The 19,438-nt window shown below is 71.9% G+C and carries 19 protein-coding genes, 1 other RNA gene and 2 pseudogenes; 13 read left to right on the forward strand and 9 right to left on the reverse strand.

Going from position 1 to position 19,438, the window contains the following annotated elements; all coding sequences use genetic code 11:
- Positions 1-6 precede the first annotated feature (6 nt).
- Positions 7-723: an ABC transporter permease gene (locus tag ACIQBL_RS41225; RefSeq protein ID WP_401952204.1), complete on the reverse strand. Its 717-nt coding sequence runs from the start codon at positions 721-723 to the stop codon at positions 7-9.
- Positions 724-875: 152 nt separating this feature from the next.
- Positions 876-1,757, reverse strand: a complete 882-nt coding sequence (locus tag ACIQBL_RS41230; protein WP_401952207.1) for an ABC transporter ATP-binding protein — start codon at positions 1,755-1,757, stop codon at positions 876-878.
- Positions 1,758-2,092: 335 nt separating this feature from the next.
- Between ACIQBL_RS41230 and ACIQBL_RS41235 the strand changes: the two genes are divergently transcribed.
- The 3 genes from ACIQBL_RS41235 to ACIQBL_RS41245 all read left to right on the forward strand — a co-directional run bounded on the left by ACIQBL_RS41235 (position 2,093) and on the right by ACIQBL_RS41245 (position 5,071).
- A complete protein-coding gene (locus tag ACIQBL_RS41235) occupies positions 2,093-2,953 on the forward strand; it encodes a MaoC/PaaZ C-terminal domain-containing protein (RefSeq protein ID WP_401952142.1) in 861 nt (286 codons plus the stop codon).
- Between the two features lie 62 nt (positions 2,954-3,015).
- Entirely contained in the window at positions 3,016-4,092 is a 1,077-nt protein-coding gene (locus ACIQBL_RS41240) for a Zn-dependent alcohol dehydrogenase (protein WP_401952145.1), read from the forward strand.
- Positions 4,093-4,120: 28 nt separating this feature from the next.
- A complete protein-coding gene (locus ACIQBL_RS41245) occupies positions 4,121-5,071 on the forward strand; it encodes a 3-oxoacyl-ACP reductase (protein ID WP_401952148.1) in 951 nt (316 codons plus the stop codon).
- Positions 5,072-5,151: 80 nt separating this feature from the next.
- Here the strand turns inward: ACIQBL_RS41245 and ACIQBL_RS41250 are convergent, their stop codons facing one another.
- Both ACIQBL_RS41250 and ACIQBL_RS41255 read right to left on the reverse strand, forming a co-directional pair.
- A complete protein-coding gene (locus ACIQBL_RS41250; RefSeq protein WP_401952150.1) occupies positions 5,152-5,310 on the reverse strand; it encodes a hypothetical protein in 159 nt (52 codons plus the stop codon).
- 125 nt (positions 5,311-5,435) lie between these two features.
- Positions 5,436-6,719, reverse strand: a complete 1,284-nt coding sequence (locus ACIQBL_RS41255; RefSeq protein WP_401952152.1) for a hypothetical protein — start codon at positions 6,717-6,719, stop codon at positions 5,436-5,438.
- 198 nt (positions 6,720-6,917) lie between these two features.
- On the opposite strand from ACIQBL_RS41255, the gene ACIQBL_RS41260 reads away from it, so the two are divergent.
- From ACIQBL_RS41260 to ACIQBL_RS41270, 3 genes are read left to right on the forward strand one after another with little or no spacing between them, the layout of a single operon-like run.
- Positions 6,918-7,847: a Nif3-like dinuclear metal center hexameric protein gene (locus ACIQBL_RS41260; RefSeq protein ID WP_401952155.1), complete on the forward strand. Its 930-nt coding sequence runs from the start codon at positions 6,918-6,920 to the stop codon at positions 7,845-7,847.
- Positions 7,844-8,587 (forward strand): zinc ribbon domain-containing protein, encoded by a 744-nt coding sequence (locus ACIQBL_RS41265; RefSeq protein WP_401952210.1) that lies wholly within the window; start codon positions 7,844-7,846, stop codon positions 8,585-8,587. Before ACIQBL_RS41260 ends, ACIQBL_RS41265 begins: the two co-directional genes overlap by 4 nt.
- A gap of 12 nt (positions 8,588-8,599) precedes the next feature.
- A complete protein-coding gene (locus ACIQBL_RS41270; RefSeq protein WP_401952158.1) occupies positions 8,600-9,820 on the forward strand; it encodes a bifunctional RNase H/acid phosphatase in 1,221 nt (406 codons plus the stop codon).
- On the opposite strand, the gene eda is transcribed toward ACIQBL_RS41270, so the two are convergent.
- Positions 9,795-10,433 carry a bifunctional 4-hydroxy-2-oxoglutarate aldolase/2-dehydro-3-deoxy-phosphogluconate aldolase gene (eda, locus tag ACIQBL_RS41275; RefSeq protein WP_401952160.1) on the reverse strand — a complete coding sequence of 213 codons (639 nt, stop codon included), beginning with the start codon at positions 10,431-10,433 and terminating at the stop codon, positions 9,795-9,797. The genes ACIQBL_RS41270 and eda overlap by 26 nt on opposite strands.
- Positions 10,434-10,549: 116 nt before the next feature.
- Complete coding sequence (yaaA, locus tag ACIQBL_RS41280; RefSeq protein ID WP_401952161.1) at positions 10,550-11,332, reverse strand: peroxide stress protein YaaA; 783 nt, start codon at positions 11,330-11,332, stop codon at positions 10,550-10,552.
- Between the two features lie 76 nt (positions 11,333-11,408).
- Between yaaA and ACIQBL_RS41285 the strand changes: the two genes are divergently transcribed.
- Positions 11,409-12,839, forward strand: a complete 1,431-nt coding sequence (locus tag ACIQBL_RS41285; RefSeq protein ID WP_401952163.1) for an RNB domain-containing ribonuclease — start codon at positions 11,409-11,411, stop codon at positions 12,837-12,839.
- On the opposite strand, the gene ACIQBL_RS41290 is transcribed toward ACIQBL_RS41285, so the two are convergent.
- Genes ACIQBL_RS41290 through ACIQBL_RS41300 form a run of 3 tightly spaced genes read right to left on the reverse strand, consistent with a single transcriptional unit; the run spans position 12,790 to position 15,764 of the window.
- Positions 12,790-13,392, reverse strand: coding sequence for a hypothetical protein (locus tag ACIQBL_RS41290; RefSeq protein WP_401952165.1), 603 nt, complete (start codon positions 13,390-13,392; stop codon positions 12,790-12,792). The genes ACIQBL_RS41285 and ACIQBL_RS41290 overlap by 50 nt on opposite strands.
- Entirely contained in the window at positions 13,389-14,165 is a 777-nt protein-coding gene (locus tag ACIQBL_RS41295) for a MerR family transcriptional regulator (RefSeq protein ID WP_401952167.1), read from the reverse strand. Before ACIQBL_RS41295 ends, ACIQBL_RS41290 begins: the two co-directional genes overlap by 4 nt.
- 33 nt (positions 14,166-14,198) lie before the next feature.
- Entirely contained in the window at positions 14,199-15,764 is a 1,566-nt protein-coding gene (locus ACIQBL_RS41300; RefSeq protein WP_401952169.1) for an FAD-dependent monooxygenase, read from the reverse strand.
- A gap of 64 nt (positions 15,765-15,828) precedes the next feature.
- On the opposite strand from ACIQBL_RS41300, the gene ACIQBL_RS41305 reads away from it, so the two are divergent.
- From ACIQBL_RS41305 to ACIQBL_RS41330, 6 genes and pseudogenes are all read left to right on the forward strand, one after another.
- Complete coding sequence (locus ACIQBL_RS41305; RefSeq protein ID WP_401952172.1) at positions 15,829-16,464, forward strand: TetR/AcrR family transcriptional regulator; 636 nt, start codon at positions 15,829-15,831, stop codon at positions 16,462-16,464.
- Between the two features lie 49 nt (positions 16,465-16,513).
- Positions 16,514-17,344 carry a helix-turn-helix domain-containing protein gene (locus ACIQBL_RS41310; protein ID WP_401952175.1) on the forward strand — a complete coding sequence of 277 codons (831 nt, stop codon included), beginning with the start codon at positions 16,514-16,516 and terminating at the stop codon, positions 17,342-17,344.
- A gap of 22 nt (positions 17,345-17,366) precedes the next feature.
- Positions 17,367-18,149: pseudogene (locus tag ACIQBL_RS41315) on the forward strand (DMT family transporter); the annotation flags it as partial.
- Between the two features lie 151 nt (positions 18,150-18,300).
- An RNA gene (gene rnpB / locus ACIQBL_RS41320) (RNase P RNA component class A) lies at positions 18,301-18,716 on the forward strand.
- A 282-nt stretch (positions 18,717-18,998) separates the two neighbouring features.
- Positions 18,999-19,253 (forward strand): annotated as a pseudogene (locus ACIQBL_RS41325) (transposase family protein); the annotation flags it as partial.
- Positions 19,169-19,438 (forward strand): hypothetical protein (locus tag ACIQBL_RS41330; RefSeq protein ID WP_401952215.1); only part of this gene is annotated, 270 nt, incomplete at its 3' end. The pseudogene ACIQBL_RS41325 and the gene ACIQBL_RS41330, both read left to right, overlap by 85 nt.

Consider the following 19,438-nt stretch of genomic DNA (forward strand, 5'->3'; position numbering starts at 1 on the left):
CCCCGGTCACACGGTCCGCCCGGTCCGGCGGTACGCCAGCACAGCGTACGAACCGAACGCGAGCAGCCAGGCCGTCAGCACCGCGAGGGCGCCGAGTGCGGGGGCGTGCCCGGCGGCGACGGACGTGCCGAGTTCGGCGAAGCGGTTGGTCGGGGTGTAGGCGGAGATCGCGCGCAGCCAGCCCGGGAACAGGCTGATCGGGAACCACAGCCCGCCGATCACCGCGAGCCCCAGGTTGCAGGCCATGTTCGCGACGCCGGTGGTCTGGGAGGTGAGCCCGTAGCCGTTGGCGAGGCCGAGCAGGGTGAAGGGGATCGAGCCGAGCCACAGCAGCAGCGCGATCAGCGCCCACTGCCAGGCGGCCAGCCGTACGCCGTTGACGAGACCGCCCGCCGCGAGCACCGCGACGATCGCGGGCAGTACGGTCACCGAGCCGGTCAGCGCCCGGCCGAGGACGACCTGGCGCGGGGTCATCGGCGTCACGCGCAGTTGCCGCAGCCAGCCGATCGCCCGGTCCTCGGCGACCCCGCCACCGGTGTTGAGCGCGGAGCCGACCGCGCCGTAGGCGGCCATACCGACCATCGCCGTGGCCCTGTAGCCGCTGTCGTCACCGCCGAGATTGGTGAACAGCAGATACATCATCACCGGCATCGCGATCCCGCCGATCACGAAGCCGATGTCGCGCAGGGTCCGGCGTACTTCGAGGCGCAGGTAGTCGATCATCGGACGGTCTCCGTCTCCTTCAGGGGTGCCGGGGTGCCGGGGTGCCGGGGGTGCCGGGGTGGCTTCGAGGCGGCGGACCGTGGCCGTGCCGCCGGTCACCGAGCCGGGGTCGCGTGTGGTCCGGCGCGCTGCGGGCCGCGGACGGTCGCGCATCACACCGCCTCCAACTCGTGCGCCGTCAGGGCGAGGAACGCGTCGTCGAGGGACGCCGGCGTGACCTCCAGGCCGCGGATCGCGTCCAGGTCCGCCAGTGCGCGTACGGTCGCGTCCGAGTCGTCGGTGCGCAACAGGGCGCGGTCGCCGCGCACTTCGAGGGTGCGTACGCCGGGCAGCCGGTCCAGGCCCTCGGTGGCGCGGCCCGCCAGGTTGAAGGAGACGAGGCTGCCGCCGGCCGCCCGCTTGAGCTGCTCGCCGGTGCCGTCGGCGACGATCCGGCCGCGGTCGATGACGACGATGCGGTCGGCGTGCGCGTCGGCCTCCTCCAGGTAGTGGGTGGAGAACAGGACGGTGCGACCGCGCCGCGCGTACGCCCGCATCGACTGCCAGAACGCGTGCCGCGCCTCCACGTCCAGGGCGGCGGTCGGCTCGTCGAGGACGATCAGCGACGGGTTCCCCGCCATCGCCACGGCGAACCGCACCCGCTGTGTCTGCCCGCCCGACAGCCGGTCCACCCGCCGCCCGGCCAGCTCACCGATACCGGCCAGCTCCAGCGCCCGCGCGACGGGCATCGGCGCCGGATAGCGCCGGGCGACGAAGGCGACCAGCTCGCCGACGGTGACCCGGGGCACCGCCCGCGCCTCCTGCAACATCGCTCCGACCAGGCCGTCGCGTACGGCCGACTCGGGTGCCCCGCCGAACAGTTCGACCGTGCCGGCGTCGGGCGTGTTCAGCCCGAGCAGCAGCGAGATCGCCGTCGACTTGCCCGCGCCGTTGCGGCCGAGCAGCGCGACCGTCTCCCCGCGCCCGATCTCCAGGTCCACCCCGTCCACGGCCCGCACCGCGCCGAAGGTCTTGACCGCCCCCGCGAAGGACACGGCACGCGACCCGGCACGCTCTGTCCGGCCGGACGTCCCACTCGCCGTCCCACCCGCCGCCCTACCTGTCTGTGTCATGGCTACGACGCTACGGATCCGCGCCCCCCGTCCGGCAGATGCGCATGTACGGACTCGGGCAGGACAAATGTCACCGGTCCTCGGCGGCGGCACGCCGACCTGACACAGTGTCAGGAGCCTTCACAACTGCCGGGCGCTCGGCTATACAAGGGTCGCCGGACTGGAACGCGTTCTAGGTCGGCCCGTGACGACCTCGGTGCGGCCGACGGTGCGGACGGCCGCACCGAGGTCTTCGACCACCGGCGATCAGGAGCCCCATGCCCATCGACGCAGCCCTGGCCCTCGCGGCCGAACCCCGGACCGGCGAGATCTCCTGGAACACCAAGGACGTCCAGCTCTACCACCTCGGCCTCGGCGCGGGCACCCCCGCGACCGACCCCGACGAGCTGCGCTACACCCTGGAGTCCCGGCTGCACGTCCTGCCGAGCTTCGCCACCGTCGCGGGCAACGGCTCACCCGGCGTGATCAGCGGCCTGTCCATGCCCGGCATCGAGGTCGACCTCGCCCGCGTCCTGCACGGCGGCCAGTCCCTGCGCCTGCACCGCCCCATCCCGGCCCAGGGCACCGCGACCACCACCGGCAATATCGCCGCCGTCTACGACAAGGGCAAGGCGGCCGTCCTCGTCATGCGCACCGAAGTCGCCGACGCCGACGGCCCGTTGTGGACCAACGACGCGCAGATCTTCGTACGGGGAGAGGGCGGCTGGGGCGGCGACCGCGGCCCCTCCACCCGCCCCGAACCCCCAACAGGTGAGCCCGACAAGGTGGTTGAGCGTGCCGTCCGCGAGGACCAGGCCCTCCTCTACCGACTCTCCGGCGACTGGAACCCGCTGCACGCCGACCCCGAGTTCGCCAAGCTCGCCGGGTTCGACCGGCCCATCCTGCACGGGCTGTGCACCTACGGCATGACGCTCAAGGCGGTCGTCGACACCCTGCTCGGCGGCGATGTGACCCGGGTCCGCGCCTACGACACACGGTTCGCCGGAGTCGTCTTCCCCGGCGAGACGCTGCGCATCCGCATGTGGCGGCGGGGCGGCGCCGAGGTGCGGGTCGCGGTGAGCGCCGTGGAACGGGACGACGCACCCGTCCTCGCGGACACGATCGTCGAACACTCCTGACCGCCGAACATCCCGGACCGCTGAACACACCTGCACCAGGCCGGACTTGAGGGGAGCGCCCCATGCGCGCAGCCGTACTGCACGAGATAGGCCAGGACAAACTGGAAGTCCTCGACGACGTCGAGACGACGGGCTTCGGACCCGGCCGGGTCAGGATCCGGGTGCGCGCCACGGGGCTGTGCCACTCGGACCTGTCCGCGATGGCCGGTGTACTGCCACAGCCGGCGCCGTTCGTGCCCGGCCACGAGGGCGCGGGTGAGATCCTCGAAGTCGGCGAGGGCGTGAGCCACTTGAAGCCCGGCGACCGGGTCGTCGTCTGCTGGCTGCCGGCCTGTGGCGCGTGTCCCGCCTGCAAGCGCGGCCAGACCCAGCTGTGCCTGGCCGGCTTCATGAACGCGGGCACCCCCAACTTCAAGCGCCCGAGCGGCGATGTCTTCGGCTTCGCCGGCACCGGCACCTTCGCCGAGGAGGTCGTCGTCGACGCGGGCTGCGCGGTACCGATCCCCGACGACGTGCCCTTCGACATCGCCGCCCTCATCGGCTGCGGGGTCACCACCGGACTCGGCGCCGCCCTCAACACCGCCGACGTGGAAGCCGGTTCGTCGGTCGCCGTGATCGGCTGCGGGGGCGTCGGCATCTCCGCGATCCAGGGTGCCCGCCTCAAGGGCGCCGCCGAGATCGTCGCCGTCGACCCGGTCGCCTCCCGCCGCGAGTCCGCCCTCACGTTCGGTGCCACCAGGGCGATCTCACCGGACGAGCTGCCCGCCGCCAAGCAGGAGGTGACCGGCGGCGAGGGCTTCGACTACGTCTTCGAGGTCGTCGGCCGCTCCGCCACCGCCCGCACCGCCTACGAGAACACCCGCCGCGGCGGCACCCTCGTCGTCGTCGGCGCGGGCGCCCTGGACGACTACCTCCAACTCAGCATGTTCGAGCTGTTCTTCGACGAGAAGCGCATCCTGCCCTCGATGTACGGCGGCGGAGACGTCCTGCGTTCCTACGAGCGCACGATCGCCCTGTGGCGGGCGGGCCGCGTCGACCTGGAGGGCCTGATCACCCACCGCGTGCCGCTGGCCGACATCAACGAGGCCCTGGACCAGATGCGCCAGGGGACGGCCCTGCGTACGTGCATCGAGATCTGAAGGCCCCTCTTCCACCGAAAGGACCTTGATGTCGTCGCCACTTGAGGGACTTGCCGCGATCGTCACCGGCGCCGGCCGCGGCCTGGGCCGGGCCGAGGCGCTGGAACTCGCCCGGCTCGGCGCGGCCGTCGTCGTCAACGACTACGGGCAGCCGGGCCGGGACGGCTCGGGCGAGGCCTCCGCGGGCCCCGCCGAACAGGTCGCCGCCGACATCCGCGAGGCGGGCGGCCGGGCCGTCGCCCACACCGGGGACGTGGCCGACTTCCAACAGGCCGGTGAACTGGTCGAGTTGGCGATCGAGCAGTTCGGCAGGCTCGACATCCTCGTCAACAACGCGGGCATCCTGCGCGACCGCATGGTCTTCTCCATGACGGAGGGGGAGTGGGACGCGGTGATCCGCGTCCACCTCAAGGGCCACTTCAACACGACCCACTTCGCGGCCAGGCACTGGCGCGAGCGGTCCAAGGCGACCGGCGCGCCGGTGTACGGGCGGATCGTGAACACCTCGTCCGAGGCGTACCTCGCGGGCTCGGCCGGGCAGCCCAACTACGCGGCGGCGAAAGGCGGAATCGTCGGCCTGACCACCTCCACGGCCCTCGCCCTCGCCAAGTACGGCGTGACCGCGAACGCCATCTGCCCGCGCGCCCGCACCCGGATGACCGAGGACGTCTTCGCCGGTTTCCAGGAGCCCGACGACGGCCTCGACCCGCTCGCCCCCGAGCATGTCGCCCCGCTCGTCGGCTACTTGGCCTCACCCGCCGCCGAACGGATCAACGGACAGCTGCTCGTCGTCCACGGCGGCATGGTCGCGATCGTCGAACGCCCGCACGTCCAGGCCAAGTTCGACAGCAAGCAGGACACCTTCAGCTACGACGAGCTGGACGCCGTACTCACTCCGCACTACGCGCGGCGGCCGGGCGGCGAGACGTTCGCGGCGGCCGAGGTGCTCGGGCTCAAGCGGGAGCCCGGCGGGGAGTAGGCAGGAGTCCGGCGGGAGTGGGAAACGCAACGGCCCCGCCCGTCCGGAGACGAGCGGGGCCGTGTGGTACTGACGTACCGTCAGACAGTCGCGTACTCGGACTGCTCGGACGGTTTGCGGTGACGGCCGTGGGCGGCGGAGTCGCCGTCCTGCGCCGAGACCGGGCCCCGGTGCTTGCCGTGACCGGAGGTCTCGTGTGTGTCGGCAGACATGGTCTGCGCGGTGCTTGTGTCGTTCATCGGAAAGTTCACCCCGTTGCAACATGATCCTTCATACAGCTCGGCGATCTTATCCAGCCGTTCCCGGGGTGACGCGCGGCGGACCGCCGTCCGGAACGACTTCGTTACCGAGTCGCACCACTTTGTTACCCGACCGCCACCCGGCCTTCGAGCGGCGCCTCCCGCAGGGGCACCGGACGCGGTGCGACCGGCACCGGGGGATCCGGTTCGGACGGTTGCGACGGCGCCTCCCCAGGCGCGCCCACCGTCCCGTCCCCCACCGGATCCCCCGGGCGTGTCTCCCCCGTTTCCCCCGTTCCCCCCACAGCCGCGGGGGCCCCCACCCCCGGGCTCCCCGCGTCCCCCGTTCCCCCCGCCCCCCTGGGCACCGCCAACCGCGCCACACCGCACGGCACATCCCGTGTGGCGTACGGCAGTCGCAGCACCCCGTCCTCGGTCCACAGCCCGGCGCCCGCCAACCAGCCCTCGGGCGCCGGGAGTTGGAGCAGCTGCCGCTCGGCGGGCCGCCACACGGCGAACCAGGTGCCGGCCGGGCCGTCGATACGCAGCGCCACCCCGCAGTTCTCCGGCATCAGCACCTGCCCCGGCTGGATCGCGAACGGCGTCACCGTGCAGTCCGGCACCCGCAGGCACTCCGGGAACCGCACCGGCAGCGTGGAGCCGATCACCCCCCAGCCCAGCCGGTCCCCCCGCCCCGGCGAGGGCGCGTCCGAGCGGATCAGCAGCAGCCCGCTGTCCGGGTCGGCCGCGAGCAGCCGGTCGTCGCTGTCCGCCGCGATCTGGAGCAGCGGCGACACCTCCCCGTCCCGCTCCAGATCCACCACGATCGCCTTGGTCCGCCCGCCGACCTCGCGGTCCAGGGCCAGCATCCGCCCTGCCCGGTCCAGCCAGACCCCGCCCGAACAGCGCCCCGGGACCATCGCGAGATGCTCGGGACCGAACGCCCCGCCCGCCACCAGCCACACGGCGGTGGACCGCCGGCCCACGGCGAGGGCGTACGCCTTCTCGCCCCCCGGCGCCGGGGGCAGCAGCCGCAGCCGGGTGTCCGGGTCCGGGCACTCGATCGCGCCGAGCGGCAGCTCACCCGTGCCCGGGCCGGTCGGATACAGCAGCGAGAACGCGTGCCGCCCGTCCACCAGCCGCCGGATGAGCACCCGCCCGTCGCCCATCGGCTGCACCTCGCTGCCGGGCTCCTCCGGCTGGTTGCCGGGCAGCGGCACGGCGTACGGCTCGGGGCCGTCCAGCGTCCACCGCTCCGGGAACAGGCAGTCGCCGGCCGGCGCGAGGCGGGCCGCGTACGCCCCGTCCGCGGTGATCACACACGTGGTGTCATCGGTCCGCGTCCCCCCGCACTCGTCCCCGTCCACGTCCTCGTCCGCCGCTGTGGGCTCGATCGCACAGGCCGTCATGGTTCGGTCACCTCCGGCGACGAAACTAGTTTTCGTACGTACGGACGTGGGACCGATGAGCATCCGGATCACACATAAGGGTGGCCAAGTAACGATTCGCCTGAGGAAACCGGGGCGGGTGTGCTGAACGGGGCCGTAGGCCCTCATACGACCGCTTCAGCGGTTCAGCCCCTCAGCCCGGCCAGGTAGCCTTTCCCCGTGCCCCGTCAGTCCGTACCCCGCCTGTCCGAAGTCGTCGCCGCGCTGGAGAACCTGTGGCCCGCCGAGCGGGCCGAGTCATGGGACGCGGTCGGCACCGTCGTGGGCGACCCGGAACAGGACGTCACCCGCGTGCTGTTCGCCGTCGACCCCGTACAGGAGATCGTCGACGAGGCCGTGAAGCTGGGCGCCGACCTGCTGGTCACCCACCACCCCCTCTATCTGCGCGGTACGACCACGGTCGCGGCCTCCACCTTCAAGGGCCGCGTGGTGCACACCCTGATCAAGCACGACATCGCGCTGCACGTCGCCCACACCAACGCCGACCGCGCCGACCCGGGAGTCTCCGACGCCCTCGCGGGCGCGCTGGACCTCAGGGTCGTAGGACCGCTCGTGCCGGACCCGACCGATCCGGACGGCCGCAGGGGCCTGGGCCGGATCTGCGAGCTGGAGCACCCGCTGACCGTCCGCGAACTCGCCGCCCGCGCCGCCGAGCGCCTGCCCGCCACGGCGCAGGGCATCCGCGTCGCGGGCGACCCCGACGCCCTGGTCCACCGGGTCGCGGTCAGCGGCGGCTCCGGCGACAGCCTCTTCGACGCCGTACGCGCGGCAGGCGTGGACGCCTTCCTGACGGCGGACCTCCGCCACCACCCGGTGTCGGAGGCCCGCGCCCACACCCCACAGAAGCCTCTCGCGCTGCTCGACGCGGCGCACTGGGCCACCGAGTGGCCCTGGTGCGAGCTGGCCGCCGCCCAGCTCGACGAGATCTCCGACCGCGAGGGATGGGACCTCAGGGTCCACGTCTCCAAGACGGTCACCGACCCCTGGACCGCCCACGCGGCGTCCGCCCACCCGTCGCCCACCACCGCCCTTCCAACGAGCGCTTCGCGCCCCCCTTCTTCTTCTGACCCCATGGGAGCCCCCAACTGAACGCCGCGCCCGCCGACCAGATCCGACTTCTCGACGTCCAGGCCCTCGACGTACGCCTCCAGCAGCTCGCGCACAAGCGCAACTCCCTGCCCGAGCACGCCGAGATCGACTCGCTGACCAAGGACCTCACCCAGCTGCGCGACCTGCTCGTGGCCGTGCAGACCGAGGAGAGCGACTGCGCCCGCGAGCAGACCAAGGCCGAGCAGGACGTCGACCAGGTGCGCCAGCGCGCCACCCGCGACCAGCAGCGCCTCGACTCCGGTGCCGTCACGTCCCCCAAGGACCTGGAGAACCTCCAGCGCGAGATCGTCTCCCTCGCCAAGCGCCAGGGCGACCTGGAGGACATCGTCCTGGAGGTCATGGAGCGCCGTGAGTCCGCGCAGGAGCGCACCGCCGAACTGACCGAGCGGGTCGGTTCCGTGCAGGGCAGGATCGACGACGCGACCGCCCGCCGCGACGCGGCCTTCGAGACCCTCGACGCGGAGGAGGCCACCGCCGAGAAGGAGCGCGAGGTCATCTCGGCCACGATCCCCGCGGACCTCCTCAAGCTCTACGACAAGCTCCGCCAGCAGCAGGGCGGCATCGGCGCGGCCAAGCTGTACCAGCGCACCTGCCAGGGCTGCCGCCAGGAGCTCGCCATCACCGACTTCAACGAGGTCCGCGCGGCGGCCCCCGACACGGTGGTCCGCTGCGAGAACTGCCGCCGCATCCTGGTGCGCACGTCGGACTCGGGTCTGTAAGGAGTACGGGGCGTGCGGGAGTTCATCGTCGAGGCCGACGGCGGTTCCCGGGGCAACCCGGGTCCCGCGGGCTACGGCAGCGTGGTCATCGACGGGACGACGGGGGAGACGCTGGCGGAGGCGGCCGAGTACATCGGCGTCGCCACGAACAACGTCGCCGAGTACCGGGGCCTGGTGGCCGGCCTCCGCGCCGCCCACACCCTGGACCCGTCCGCCCACATCCACGTCCGCATGGACTCCAAGCTGGTCGTGGAACAGATGTCGGGCCGCTGGAAGATCAAACACCCCGACATGAAGCCCTTGGCGGCAGAGGCGGGCACGGTGTTCCCGGCGGACCAGGTGACGTACGAGTGGATCCCGAGAGAGCAGAACAAACACGCGGACCGCTTGGCGAACGAGGCGATGGACGCGGGGAAGAGGGGCGAACAATGGAGTACAGGTTCAGCTGAGGTCTTTAAGGGGCGCGGGGCTGTGACACATGCGGCTCCGCCGCGCGGGCGCGACCAGCCCCCACGGACCCGCACTGTGACTACCGCCAAAGCCATCGCAGATACCCGCGCAGCCCGCAACGTAGCCACCCCCACCCCAGGCTGGGCCCCCGCGGACATGACCGCCCCCGCCACCTTCGTCCTCCTGCGCCACGGCGAAACCCCCCTCACCCCCCAGAAACGCTTCTCCGGCAGCGGCGGCACCAACCCCTCCCTCTCCAACGTCGGCCAGGACCAAGCCGAGCGCGCGGCAACCGCGTTGGCAGCCCGAGGCACCATCCAGCACATCCTCGCGTCCCCCCTCACCCGCACCAGGGAAACCGCGGCGGCCGTGGCGAACCGCCTCGGACTCGACGTCACGATCGAAGAGGGCCTGCGCGAAACGGACTTCGGCGCCTGGGAGGGCCTCACCTTCGGAGAGGTCCGCGAGCGCTACCCCGACGACCTGACCACCTGGCTGGCCGACCCCACGGCCGGGCCCACCGGCGGCGGCGAGAGCTTCGCGGAGACGGCGACCCGTATCGCCGCCACCCGAGACAAGCTGATCGCGGCCTACGCGGGCCGCACCGTCCTGCTCGTCACCCACGTCACCCCGATCAAGACGTTCGTCCAACTCGCCCTGGGCGCCCCGCCGGAGTCCCTGTTCCGCATGGAACTCTCGGTGGCCTCCCTCTCCGCGGTGGCGTACTACGCCGACGGCAACGCGAGCGTACGGCTGTTCAACGACACGTCCCACCTGCGCTGAGCGCCGCCGCCTCGCGGGCCAGCGCCTCGATCCGCCCCCAGTCGCGCGCGGCCACCGCGTCCGCCGGGATCATCCAACTCCCGCCCACACAGCCGACGTTGGGCAACGCCAGGTATTCCGGCGCGGAGTTGACCCCTATCCCACCGGTCGGACAGAACCGCGCCTGCGGCAACGGCCCCGCCAGCGAGGCGAGATACGCCGTACCGCCCGCCGCCTGAGCCGGGAAGAACTTCATCTCCCGCACCCCGCGTTCGAGCAGCGCGACGACCTCGGACGCGGTCGACACCCCCGGCAGAAACGGCACCCCGGCCCCCTGCATCGCCTCCAGCAGCAGCTCCGTCCACCCGGGACTGACCAGAAAACGAGCCCCCGCGCCCACACACTCCTTCACCTGCCCCGGAGTCAGCACGGTCCCCGCCCCGACCACGGCCCCCGGCACCTCACCCGCGATCGCCCGCAACGCCTCCAGCGCGACCGGAGTCCGCAACGTCACCTCGATCGCCGGCAGCCCCCCGGCGACCAGCGCCCGCGCGAGCGGCACGGCGTCGGCGGCGTCCTCGATGACGACGACAGGCAGAACGGGAGCGAGACCGAGCAGCGAGGAGGAAGCCATGCCCTCATCCTGCCGAGCCGATGCAGCCCACGCAAAGGTCATTGCACACACTGCAACGCCAACGCTTCAACGTCACCGTGGCAATGCCCGCCCGCCCCCGCTGAAAGCTGACGCGCTCAGTGAATCTCGTCCACCAGCACATCCAGCGACCAGGCCTGCCCCGCACGCCCCGGCGCCACCGCCTCCACCTCGTACCCCAGCCCCCGCAACGCCTCCACCAGCTCCGCCGGCGTCCCGGGCGCCGCCGACGCGGCCAGCAGACTCCGCACGATCCGCCCCTTCGTCGCCTTGTTGAAGTGGCTGACGACCTTCCGGGTCGGCGCGTGCAGCACCCGTACGGTCGCCGTCCGCCCCGCGACCTCGCCCTTCGGCTTCCACGCCGCCGCGTACGCCGAGGACCGCAGGTCGAGTACCAACCCGCTCCCCGCGACCTCGGGCAGCACCGCCGCCATCGGCGCCCGCCAGTGCGCGCCCAGCGCCCCGAGCCCGGGTAGCCGTACGCCCATCGAGCAGCGGTACGACGGAATCCGGTCCGTCACCCGCACCGCGCCCCACAACCCGGAGAACACGAGCAGCGAGCGCGCGGCCCGCTTCTTCGCGGCAGGTTCGAGGGAGGCCAGGTCGAGGGCGTCGTAGAGGACCCCCGTGTAGATCTCCCCGGCGGGCCGCGCGCCGGCGGTCCGCAGGTCGAGGTTCTTCGCGATCTCGCCCCTGAGCCCCTCGCTCAGCCCGAGCACCTCGCGCGCCTTGTCCTCGTCGGCCGCGCACAGGTCGACGAGTTCGTCGAGTACGGCCGCGCGGGCCTCGGTGAGTCCCGGCAGGGACAGGGACTCCGGCTTGAGCGGGGCACCGCGGCCGGAGGAGGCCTTGCCCTCGGAGGGCGGCAGCAGGACGAGCACGGTGGGTTTCTCCTTACGGTGGGTGCTGCGCCAGCGTAAAGGGTGCGGCCCGGCGGATTGTGCCTACGCTCGTGTCATGCCCCGCCGCCGCATCCGGGTGACCGGCACCCCCGCAGCCCCGCTCCGCGCCGCCCTCACCGCACTGCGCGCCGAACTCGGCGTACCCGGGACCTTCCCGCCGGAGGTACTGGCGGAGGCGGAAGCGGCGGCGAAGGCCCCGATGCCGGCCGCCGAGGACGCGACCGACATCCCCTTCTTCACCATCGACCCGCCCACGTCCATGGACCTGGACCAGGCGATGCACCTCTCCCGCAGAGGCTCCGGTTTCAGGGTCCGGTACGCCATCGCCGATGTCGCCGCCTTCGTCGTCCCCGGCGGGGCGCTGGACGCGGAGGCCCACCGCCGCGTGACCACCCTCTACTTTCCCGACGAGAAGACCCCGCTGCACCCGCCCCTGCTGAGCGAGGGCGCGGCGAGTCTGCTGCCGGACGTGACCCGGCCGGCGGTGCTGTGGACGATCGACCTGGACGCGGACGGCCGTACGTCCGCCGTGGACGTCCGCCGGGCCCTTGTCCGCAGCCGGGCCAAGCTCGACTATGCGACCGCGCAGCGCCGGATCGACACGGGCACCGCCGAGGAGCCGCTCGCGCTGCTCAAGGACATCGGCGAGGCCCGCGAACGCCTGGAGGTCGAGCGCGGCGGCATCTCCCTCAACGTGCCCGAACAGGAGATCGTCGAGCACGACCACACCTACGAACTCGCCTACCGCGCCCCGCTCCCCGCCGACGGCTGGAACGCCCAGATCTCCCTCCTCACCGGCATGGCCGCGGCCGACCTGATGCTCACGCACGGCACGGGCGTCCTGCGCACCCTGCCCGCCGCCCCCGACGGCGCCGTCGGCCGCCTGCACCGCACCGCGCAGGCCCTGCACATCGACTGGCCGCACCACATGTCGTACGCCGCGCTCATCCGCTCCCTCGACCCGCACCTCCCGCACCACGCGGCCTTCCTCCAGGAGTGCACGACCCTGCTGCGCGGCGCGGGCTACACGGTCTTCCGCGACGGCGACCTCCCGCCCCTCACCACCCACGCGGCCGTCGCCGCCCCCTACACCCACTGCACGGCCCCGCTACGACGCCTCGTCGACCGCTACGCCTCCGAACTCTGTCTCGCCCCCGACTCCCCGCCCGCCTGGGTCCTGGCCGGCCTCGACGCCCTCCCCAAGGAGATGGCCGACGGCACCCGCCTCGCGGGCACCGTCGAGCGCGAGTGCGTCGACATCGTCGAGGCGGCCCTCCTGAAGGACCGCGTGGGCGACCTCTTCGTCGGCTATGTGGTCGACGTGGAGGAGCGTCAACCCACCGTAGGAAAGGTGCAGTTGGATGCTCCGGCCGTCGTCGCCCGACTCGAAGGCGGTACGACTCCGCTGCCGCTGGGAGAGCGGCTGCGGGTCCGGCTCACACAGGCGGACCCGGGGATGTCGAAGGTACGGTTCGCGCCTGCTTGACCGCCGCTACGAGGGTGTCGGCGTCGTCGGTGTGGAAGCGGACGGTGCCCACCTCCCGTTGGCGTCCGAGGAAGGTGAAGTGGGTCATGGGCTCGGTGAGTTGGAGTGTGACGGTGGTCTGCGAGCCGACGGGGAGGTTCAGTTCGCCGTCGGTCGTCCGGTGGGTCATGCGCAACTCCCGCCGTACGGAGGCGACTTGAGCCAGCGGTATGCGCACATCGACGTGGACACCCCGGCGGACCCGGAGCGAGCCCGCCTCCAGGACGTGCGGGCGGACCACGGAGGCCGCGTGCATGCCGACGACGAACACGACCGTGTAGATGTCCAGGGCGAGCACCACCCCGTGCGTCAGCGGCCAGTCCCGCAGCAGCACGGACATGCCGAGCGTCTCGACCACGCACACGAACAGGAACCCGGCCATGACGACCCCCTGCCCCCGCGCATAACCGAACGCCCGCCCGCCGCCCGTCCCTTGGGTCCGGCGGGTGATCCACAGCACCAGGCTCTCCATCAGTCGCAGCTCGTGCCGCAGGAGCACGGACACGGTTCTCATGCCGGCCCCCGGGTGGCGATAAGCAGCGCCCGGCGGATCGCCTCCGCCTGCGCCGGTGCGAAGTCCGCGTAGAAGGCACGCAGGAATCCGCTGTCCTGATCGACCGGGCTCCCCTGGGGAAGCAGCGTGGCCGGAACGCAGACGGCGAGAGCGCGGGCCGCCTCGTCCACGCGCGGGTCGGCGGGGTCGACGGGGTGCTCGGTGTCGGCGAGCGCGTCGAGCAGCGCGTACGCCTCGTGCGCCCGGGCGACCGCGTCCGGTGTCGCGACGGCGCTGCCCACCAGCTCCATGATCCGCGCCCGGTCGGCCGGGGTCGCCACGGTGTCGAGCAGGGCGAGCATCTCGCGGTCCTTCGCGGCCATGGGCGAGTCGGCCGGGAGCGTCGAAGTGTGGGTCAACTGGCTGAACACCGCCGTCAGTTCGGGGGAGACGGGCCCTTCGGCGGGCAGTTCCCCCGAGTCCAGCAGGGTGCGCAGCCGGGCCCGGCGCTCCCGGATCGCCGACTCCAGCCGGGCAAGGTCCTCGTCGAGCTCGGTGAGCACCTCGACGAGGTCCCGGCCCGCGTCGTCCGCGAGCACGTCCCGTACCTCGGTCAGCCCCAGACCCAGCTCGGTGAGCCGCCGGATCCGGGCGAGGACGACGGCGTGCCGCAGACCGTAGTCGCGATAGCCGTTGGAGCGCCGCTCTGGTTCCGGCAGCAGGCCCAGGTGGTGGTAGTGCCGGACGGTCCGCGTGGTGACGCCGACGGTCTCGGCGAGTTCTCCGATCCGCATGGGACCAGTAGAAACGCTGACGTTACGGCAGGGTCAAGCACCGACCGGCGCGCCGAACCAGAGCCGCAGCGCGTCCGAGGGATCGCCCTCGGCGCCGTCCGTGTCCGCCGCCCAGGCGGTGAACCCGTCGGGCCGCACCAACAGCCCGGCGAGTTCCGGCCGTTGGGGGCAGGTGGTGGTGAGGACGTCCACCAGACCCTCGTAACCGTCCGCGCGGGAGCGGAGTTTGGGGTCGTCGGCGAGGTCGAGGAGGAGGGCGCGGCCGGTGTGGAGGTGGTCGGCGAGGTGGGTGCCGTCGGCGAGTTCGAGGTCGGGGGCGCTGCGGCCGGTCAGGGGGTGGTCGCCGGGGAGGTCGTAGCGCTGCCAGACACCGGAGATCTTCTTGACGAGATACGTCGTGCCGTCGACCGTCCCCGCGAGGTCGGTGACCACCTCGCGCAGGGCGCGGGAGTGCGGCTCGGGGCGCATCACCGCGATCTGGGCGCGCGTCCAGTCCAGCACCCAGGCGCCGATCGGATGCCGTTCCGCCGTGTAGGTGTCCAGCAGTTCCACCGGCGCCCGGCCGCTCACCACCAGGGCGAGCTTCCAGCCGAGGTTCATCGCGTCCCCGACACCGAGGTTGAGGCCCTGCCCGCCGAACGGCGAGTGCACATGCGCCGCGTCGCCCGCGAGGAGTACCCGGCCCGAGCGATAGGTGTCCGCCTGACGGCAGTTGTCGGTGAACCGGGTCGAGGAGCGCACCTCGCGCACGGTGACGTCGACGCCGGTCACCCGGCGCACACTGGCCTGCAACTCCTCGGCGGTGACAGGGGATTCGCGGTCGGCGGGCGGTCCGTCGAACTCGACGGTGAGTATCCGTCCCGGCATCGGACCGTACGCGTACGTCCCCACGTCGGTGGTGTTCCAGCCGCCGCGCAGCGGCTCGGTCCCGGTCATGTCGGCGATCGCCTGGTAGCCGGTGATCTCCGGTGCGGTGCCCGGGAATCGGAACCCGGCGAGCTTGCGCACGAGGCTGCGGCCACCGTCACAGCCGACCAGCCAGCCGGCGTGGACGGTGTGCGGCGCGGAGCCGTCGGTTGGGGCGAGTTGTACGGTCACCCCCTCCTCGTCGGTGTCGAAGCCGGCCAACTCGACCTGCCTGCGCACCTCGACGCCGAGCCGGTCGGCGTGCCGGCCGAGCAGCCGCTCCAGCGGGGCCTGCGGGACGAGCCCGACGCGCTCGACCGGGCCGAGGTCCGCGAAGGCGGGGTCCGACTCGTCGAGCAGATCGGCCCGCAGCATGATCCCGGAGAAGTGTCCGGCGAACCTCGGCGGCGGAACGGGGGTGTCGCCCTCGCTGCCGCCGCGCGCCCGCGTGAACTCCTTGAAGCGGTTCATCGCCTCCTCGTGCACCTGGGTCAGCGCGGGCAGCAGGCCTCGCCGGTAGAGGGCGACGGCGGTGGTGGAGTTGATACCGCCCGCCTTGATCGTCTCGTTCACCTCGGCCAGCCGCTCCACGACCAGCACGCGGGCTCCGCCGAGGGTCAGTTCGGCGGCCAGGAGCAGCCCGACGGGCCCGGCTCCGGAGACGACGACGTCGTAGTTCGTTTCAGTGTCCATGCTCGAATCAGTGCCCATGCTAGAAGTGTAGTCACTAAAAAATTATGTTCGCTACACTATTCTCATGACTGATAGCGAGGGCACGGCCGAGCTCTCCCTGAGAGAGCGCAAGAAGCGGGCGACCCGGCAGCGGATCTCGAACGTGGCCACGGGCCTGTTCAAGGCGCGCGGCTTCGACGGGGTGTCGGTGGCGGAGGTCGCGCGCGCCGCCGAGGTGTCGACGATGACCGTCTTCAACTACTTCCCGCGCAAGGAGGACCTGTTCCTCGACCGCATCCCGGAAGCGGTCGAGGTGCTCAGCGGGGCGGTACGCCACCGCGCCCCCGGCGAGACCCCGCTCGCCGCGCTGCGCCGCCTCTCACTCGAACTCCGCGACCAGCAGCACCCGTTGGCCGGCCCCAACGACGCCTTCCCGGACTTCTGGCAGGTCGTGATCGACTCGCCGGCCCTGCGCGCGCGGGCCCGAGAAGGCCTGGAGGAGATCGAGACCGCCCTGTCCGACGCCCTCGCCGAGACCGCCCCGGACACCCCCGACCCCGCCCTGGCGGCGGCCCTGATCGTCGCCGCGTACCGCTCGGTCTACGTCACCACCGCGCGCCGCCTGCTCGCGGGCGAACGCGGGGACGGGCCGGCCGAGGACCACCAGGCCCGGATGGACGCGGCCTTCGACATCCTGGAGCGGGCGCTCACCCCGGCATGACACGCGGCCCCGGAGCGTTGCACCCTGGGGAGGAAAGGTGGTGCGGCCGGTGAGCACACGTGAGCAGGCACTGTGGACGAGGGCGAGACTGGGCCGCTGCGGCCCGCCCCTCGACCTCCTGACCGCCCGCTTCGACCGGCACGTCTACGCCCCGCACGCCCACGCCGAGTTCACGATCGGCGTCTGCGTCGGCGGCGCGGAACTCATCGACTACCGAGGCGGCCACATCCGCACGGGCCCTGGCTCCATCGTCGTACTCGCCCCCGGCGAGATGCACACCGGCGGCCCGGGCAGCACCACCGACGGCTACGCCTACCGAGCCCTCTACGCCGCCCCGGCACTGCTGACGGAAGGCATCCTCGGCGGCGGCCTCCCGCACTTCCGCGAACCCCTCCTCGACGACGCCGAACTCGCCGTAGCGCTGCGCATCGCGCACACCGAACTCAGCGCCTGCCCGGACCAGTTGGAGGCGGAGTCCCGCCTCCCGTGGCTACTCACGGCACTGGCCCGCCGCCACTCGACATCCCGCCCGGCGCCGGACGAGATCCCGGGCGCGGCCTGGGTGGCCCACGCGGTACGGGACCGCCTGGCGGACGAGTTGCTGACCCCACCGTCCCTCTCGTCCCTGGCCGCGGACCTCGGCCTGTCCCGCTACCAGCTCCTCCGCGCCTTCCGTACGACGATGGGGATACCGCCGTACGCCTGGCTCGCCCAGTACCGGGTGACGCGGGCGCGCGGGCTGCTGGAGGCGGGCGGGCGTCCCGCCGAGGTGGCGGCGCAGGTGGGCTTCGCGGACCAGGCGCATCTGACGCGCTGGTTCCGGCGGGTGCTGGGGGTGACGCCGGCGGCGTACCGCAACAGCGTTCAAGACGCCGGATGAGGGGGCGGCACAGACTCGCCGTATGACTGCACGCGGCTGGTTCCTGTTCTCCCTGATGGGAGTGGTGTGGGGTATCCCCTACCTGATGATCAAAGTGGCGGTGGACGCCCCGCTCTCCCCGTCCGTGGTCGTCTTCACGCGCTGTGCCCTGGGCGCCGTACTCCTGCTGCCCTTCGCCCTGCGACAAGGCGGCCTGACCCGCACGGTCCGGACGCACTGGCGCCCGATGCTGGCCTTCGCGTGCATAGAGATCATCGGCCCGTGGTTCACGCTCACGGACGCGGAACGCCACCTGTCCAGCTCGACCGCCGGGCTGCTGATCGCGGGCGTACCGATAGTCGGCGTGCTGATGGCGAGGTTCTTCGGCTCGGCCGAACAACTGGGCGCCCGCCGGACGGTGGGCCTCGCCCTGGGCCTCGCCGGGGTCACGGTCCTCACGGTCCCGCACCTGACGGGCGGCGACGCGCGCTCACTGGCGGAGGTACTGCTGACGGTACTGGGCTACGCGACGGCTCCGCTGATCGCGGCCCGCTACCTGAAGGACGTCCCGACCCTGCAACTGACGGCGCCGTGCCTGGCGTTGGCGGCGCTGGTGTACGCCCCGGCGGCGGCGCTGACGTTGCCCTCTTCGGTCCCGTCCCCCGAGGTCCTGGCGTCCCTCGCGGGCCTGGGAGTGATCTGCACGGCGGTGGCGTTCGTGGCCTTCCTGGAGCTGATCAAGGAGGTCGGCCCGACTCGGTCGACGGTGATCACGTACGTCAACCCGGCGGTGGCGGTGGCGGCGGGGGCGTTGTTCCTGGGGGAGAGGCTGACGGTGGGGACAGGGGTGGCCTTCACGCTGATTCTGGCGGGGTCGGTGCTGGCTACGGCGACGCCGGGATCGAGGTCGGGGTCGGGGGGATCGGGCGTAGGTCGGAGGGGTGGCGCCCGCCCGGTACCATGGTCGACACGGCAGACGAGCCGGGCGGACGGCCGCGTGGAGTGCCCCTAGTGGGAACTCCCCGAGGAACGTCCGGGCTCCACAGGGCAGGGTGATGGCTAACGGCCACCCGGGGTGACCCGCGGGACAGTGCCACAGAAAACAGACCGCCCGGTGCTTCGGCACCGGGTAAGGGTGAAACGGTGGTGTAAGAGACCACCAGTGCCCAGGGCGACCTGGGCAGCTAGGTAAACCCCACCCGGAGCAAGGTCAAAAGGGAACGCCTCTGGGATACGAGGCGCTCCTGCGCGGACGTTCGAGGGCTGCCCGCCCGAGTCCGCGGGTAGACCGCACGAGGCCGGTGGCAACACCGGTCCTAGATGGATGGCCGTCGCCGGGAGGACCGTGAGGTCCTCCCGGACACAGAACCCGGCGTACGGCCCGGCTCGTCTGCCGCTCCGCATTTCCGCAGGTCAGATGCAATGTTTACTCACTGAATAAACCCTCCGGGTCGAATCCGGGTCGAATCTAGGGTGTAGGTATTGTCGTTTCTGTCTGCCGCCCGTGCGGCAAATCCGGGCATTCTGGGTGTCAAATGCAGTCCAGGGCCGCTCTGGAGCAGACATCTCGGATTCTGATGTGCTCGTAAGTACATGTACGAGGTGTCTCCCGTGCCGGCCTGCTCTGGCTGACCCCGACCACCGGTGGCGCGTCCTCCAGTGAGCCGTGCACGGGCAGGGCGTCCCGGTCCTCGCCGACCGTGCCTACATGGGCGCCGGCCCATGGGTGACGACAGCCCGCAGACGCCCGCCCGGCCGAGACCTCACACCCACCCGACAGACCGTCAACAGTGTGCTGTCGGCGGCACGGGCACCGGTCGAGCGCGGCATTGCACGGCTGAAGTCGTGGCGCATCTTCCGCAGATCCCGGTGCAGCCCGAATCGAATGACGTCAATCGCCGCCGCCCTCACCTTGGAGCGTCAACGCTGAAAACGCTCCTTACCTTGCTGGCGGGTTGGTTCCGGTCCTTCGTACGATCGGGAGACCCAGGGGCCTGGGTGTGGCTGAAAGCGCTCATGCCGTTTGGAGTGACCCCCGAGATTCCGACACCTGGACGCTGGATGTTTCGTCATCCAGGGGAAGTGATCCATGGTGGCAAAGCGAAGGAATTTCCC

It is taken from the genome of Streptomyces sp. NPDC088350, from assembly GCF_044753545.1.
In the GTDB taxonomy this organism is placed as follows: domain Bacteria; phylum Actinomycetota; class Actinomycetes; order Streptomycetales; family Streptomycetaceae; genus Streptomyces.

Excerpts from the sequence above, each read along its gene's own strand:
- ACIQBL_RS41240 (WP_401952145.1), top strand. The coding sequence starts at position 3,016 with ATGCGCGCAGCCGTACTGCACGAGATAGGCCAGGACAAACTGGAAGTC.
- ACIQBL_RS41225 (WP_401952204.1), bottom strand. The coding sequence starts at position 723 with ATGATCGACTACCTGCGCCTCGAAGTACGCCGGACCCTGCGCGACATC.
- ACIQBL_RS41295 (WP_401952167.1), bottom strand. The coding sequence starts at position 14,165 with ATGCGGATCGGAGAACTCGCCGAGACCGTCGGCGTCACCACGCGGACC.
- eda (WP_401952160.1), bottom strand. The coding sequence starts at position 10,433 with ATGGCTTCCTCCTCGCTGCTCGGTCTCGCTCCCGTTCTGCCTGTCGTC.
- ACIQBL_RS41255 (WP_401952152.1), bottom strand. The coding sequence starts at position 6,719 with ATGACGGCCTGTGCGATCGAGCCCACAGCGGCGGACGAGGACGTGGAC.
- ACIQBL_RS41250 (WP_401952150.1), bottom strand. The coding sequence starts at position 5,310 with ATGAACGACACAAGCACCGCGCAGACCATGTCTGCCGACACACACGAG.
- ACIQBL_RS41305 (WP_401952172.1), top strand. The coding sequence starts at position 15,829 with ATGACTGATAGCGAGGGCACGGCCGAGCTCTCCCTGAGAGAGCGCAAG.
- ACIQBL_RS41285 (WP_401952163.1), top strand. The coding sequence starts at position 11,409 with ATGCCCCGCCGCCGCATCCGGGTGACCGGCACCCCCGCAGCCCCGCTC.
- ACIQBL_RS41300 (WP_401952169.1), bottom strand. The coding sequence starts at position 15,764 with ATGGACACTGAAACGAACTACGACGTCGTCGTCTCCGGAGCCGGGCCC.
- ACIQBL_RS41290 (WP_401952165.1), bottom strand. The coding sequence starts at position 13,392 with ATGAGAACCGTGTCCGTGCTCCTGCGGCACGAGCTGCGACTGATGGAG.
- ACIQBL_RS41245 (WP_401952148.1), top strand. The coding sequence starts at position 4,121 with ATGTCGTCGCCACTTGAGGGACTTGCCGCGATCGTCACCGGCGCCGGC.
- ACIQBL_RS41235 (WP_401952142.1), top strand. The coding sequence starts at position 2,093 with ATGCCCATCGACGCAGCCCTGGCCCTCGCGGCCGAACCCCGGACCGGC.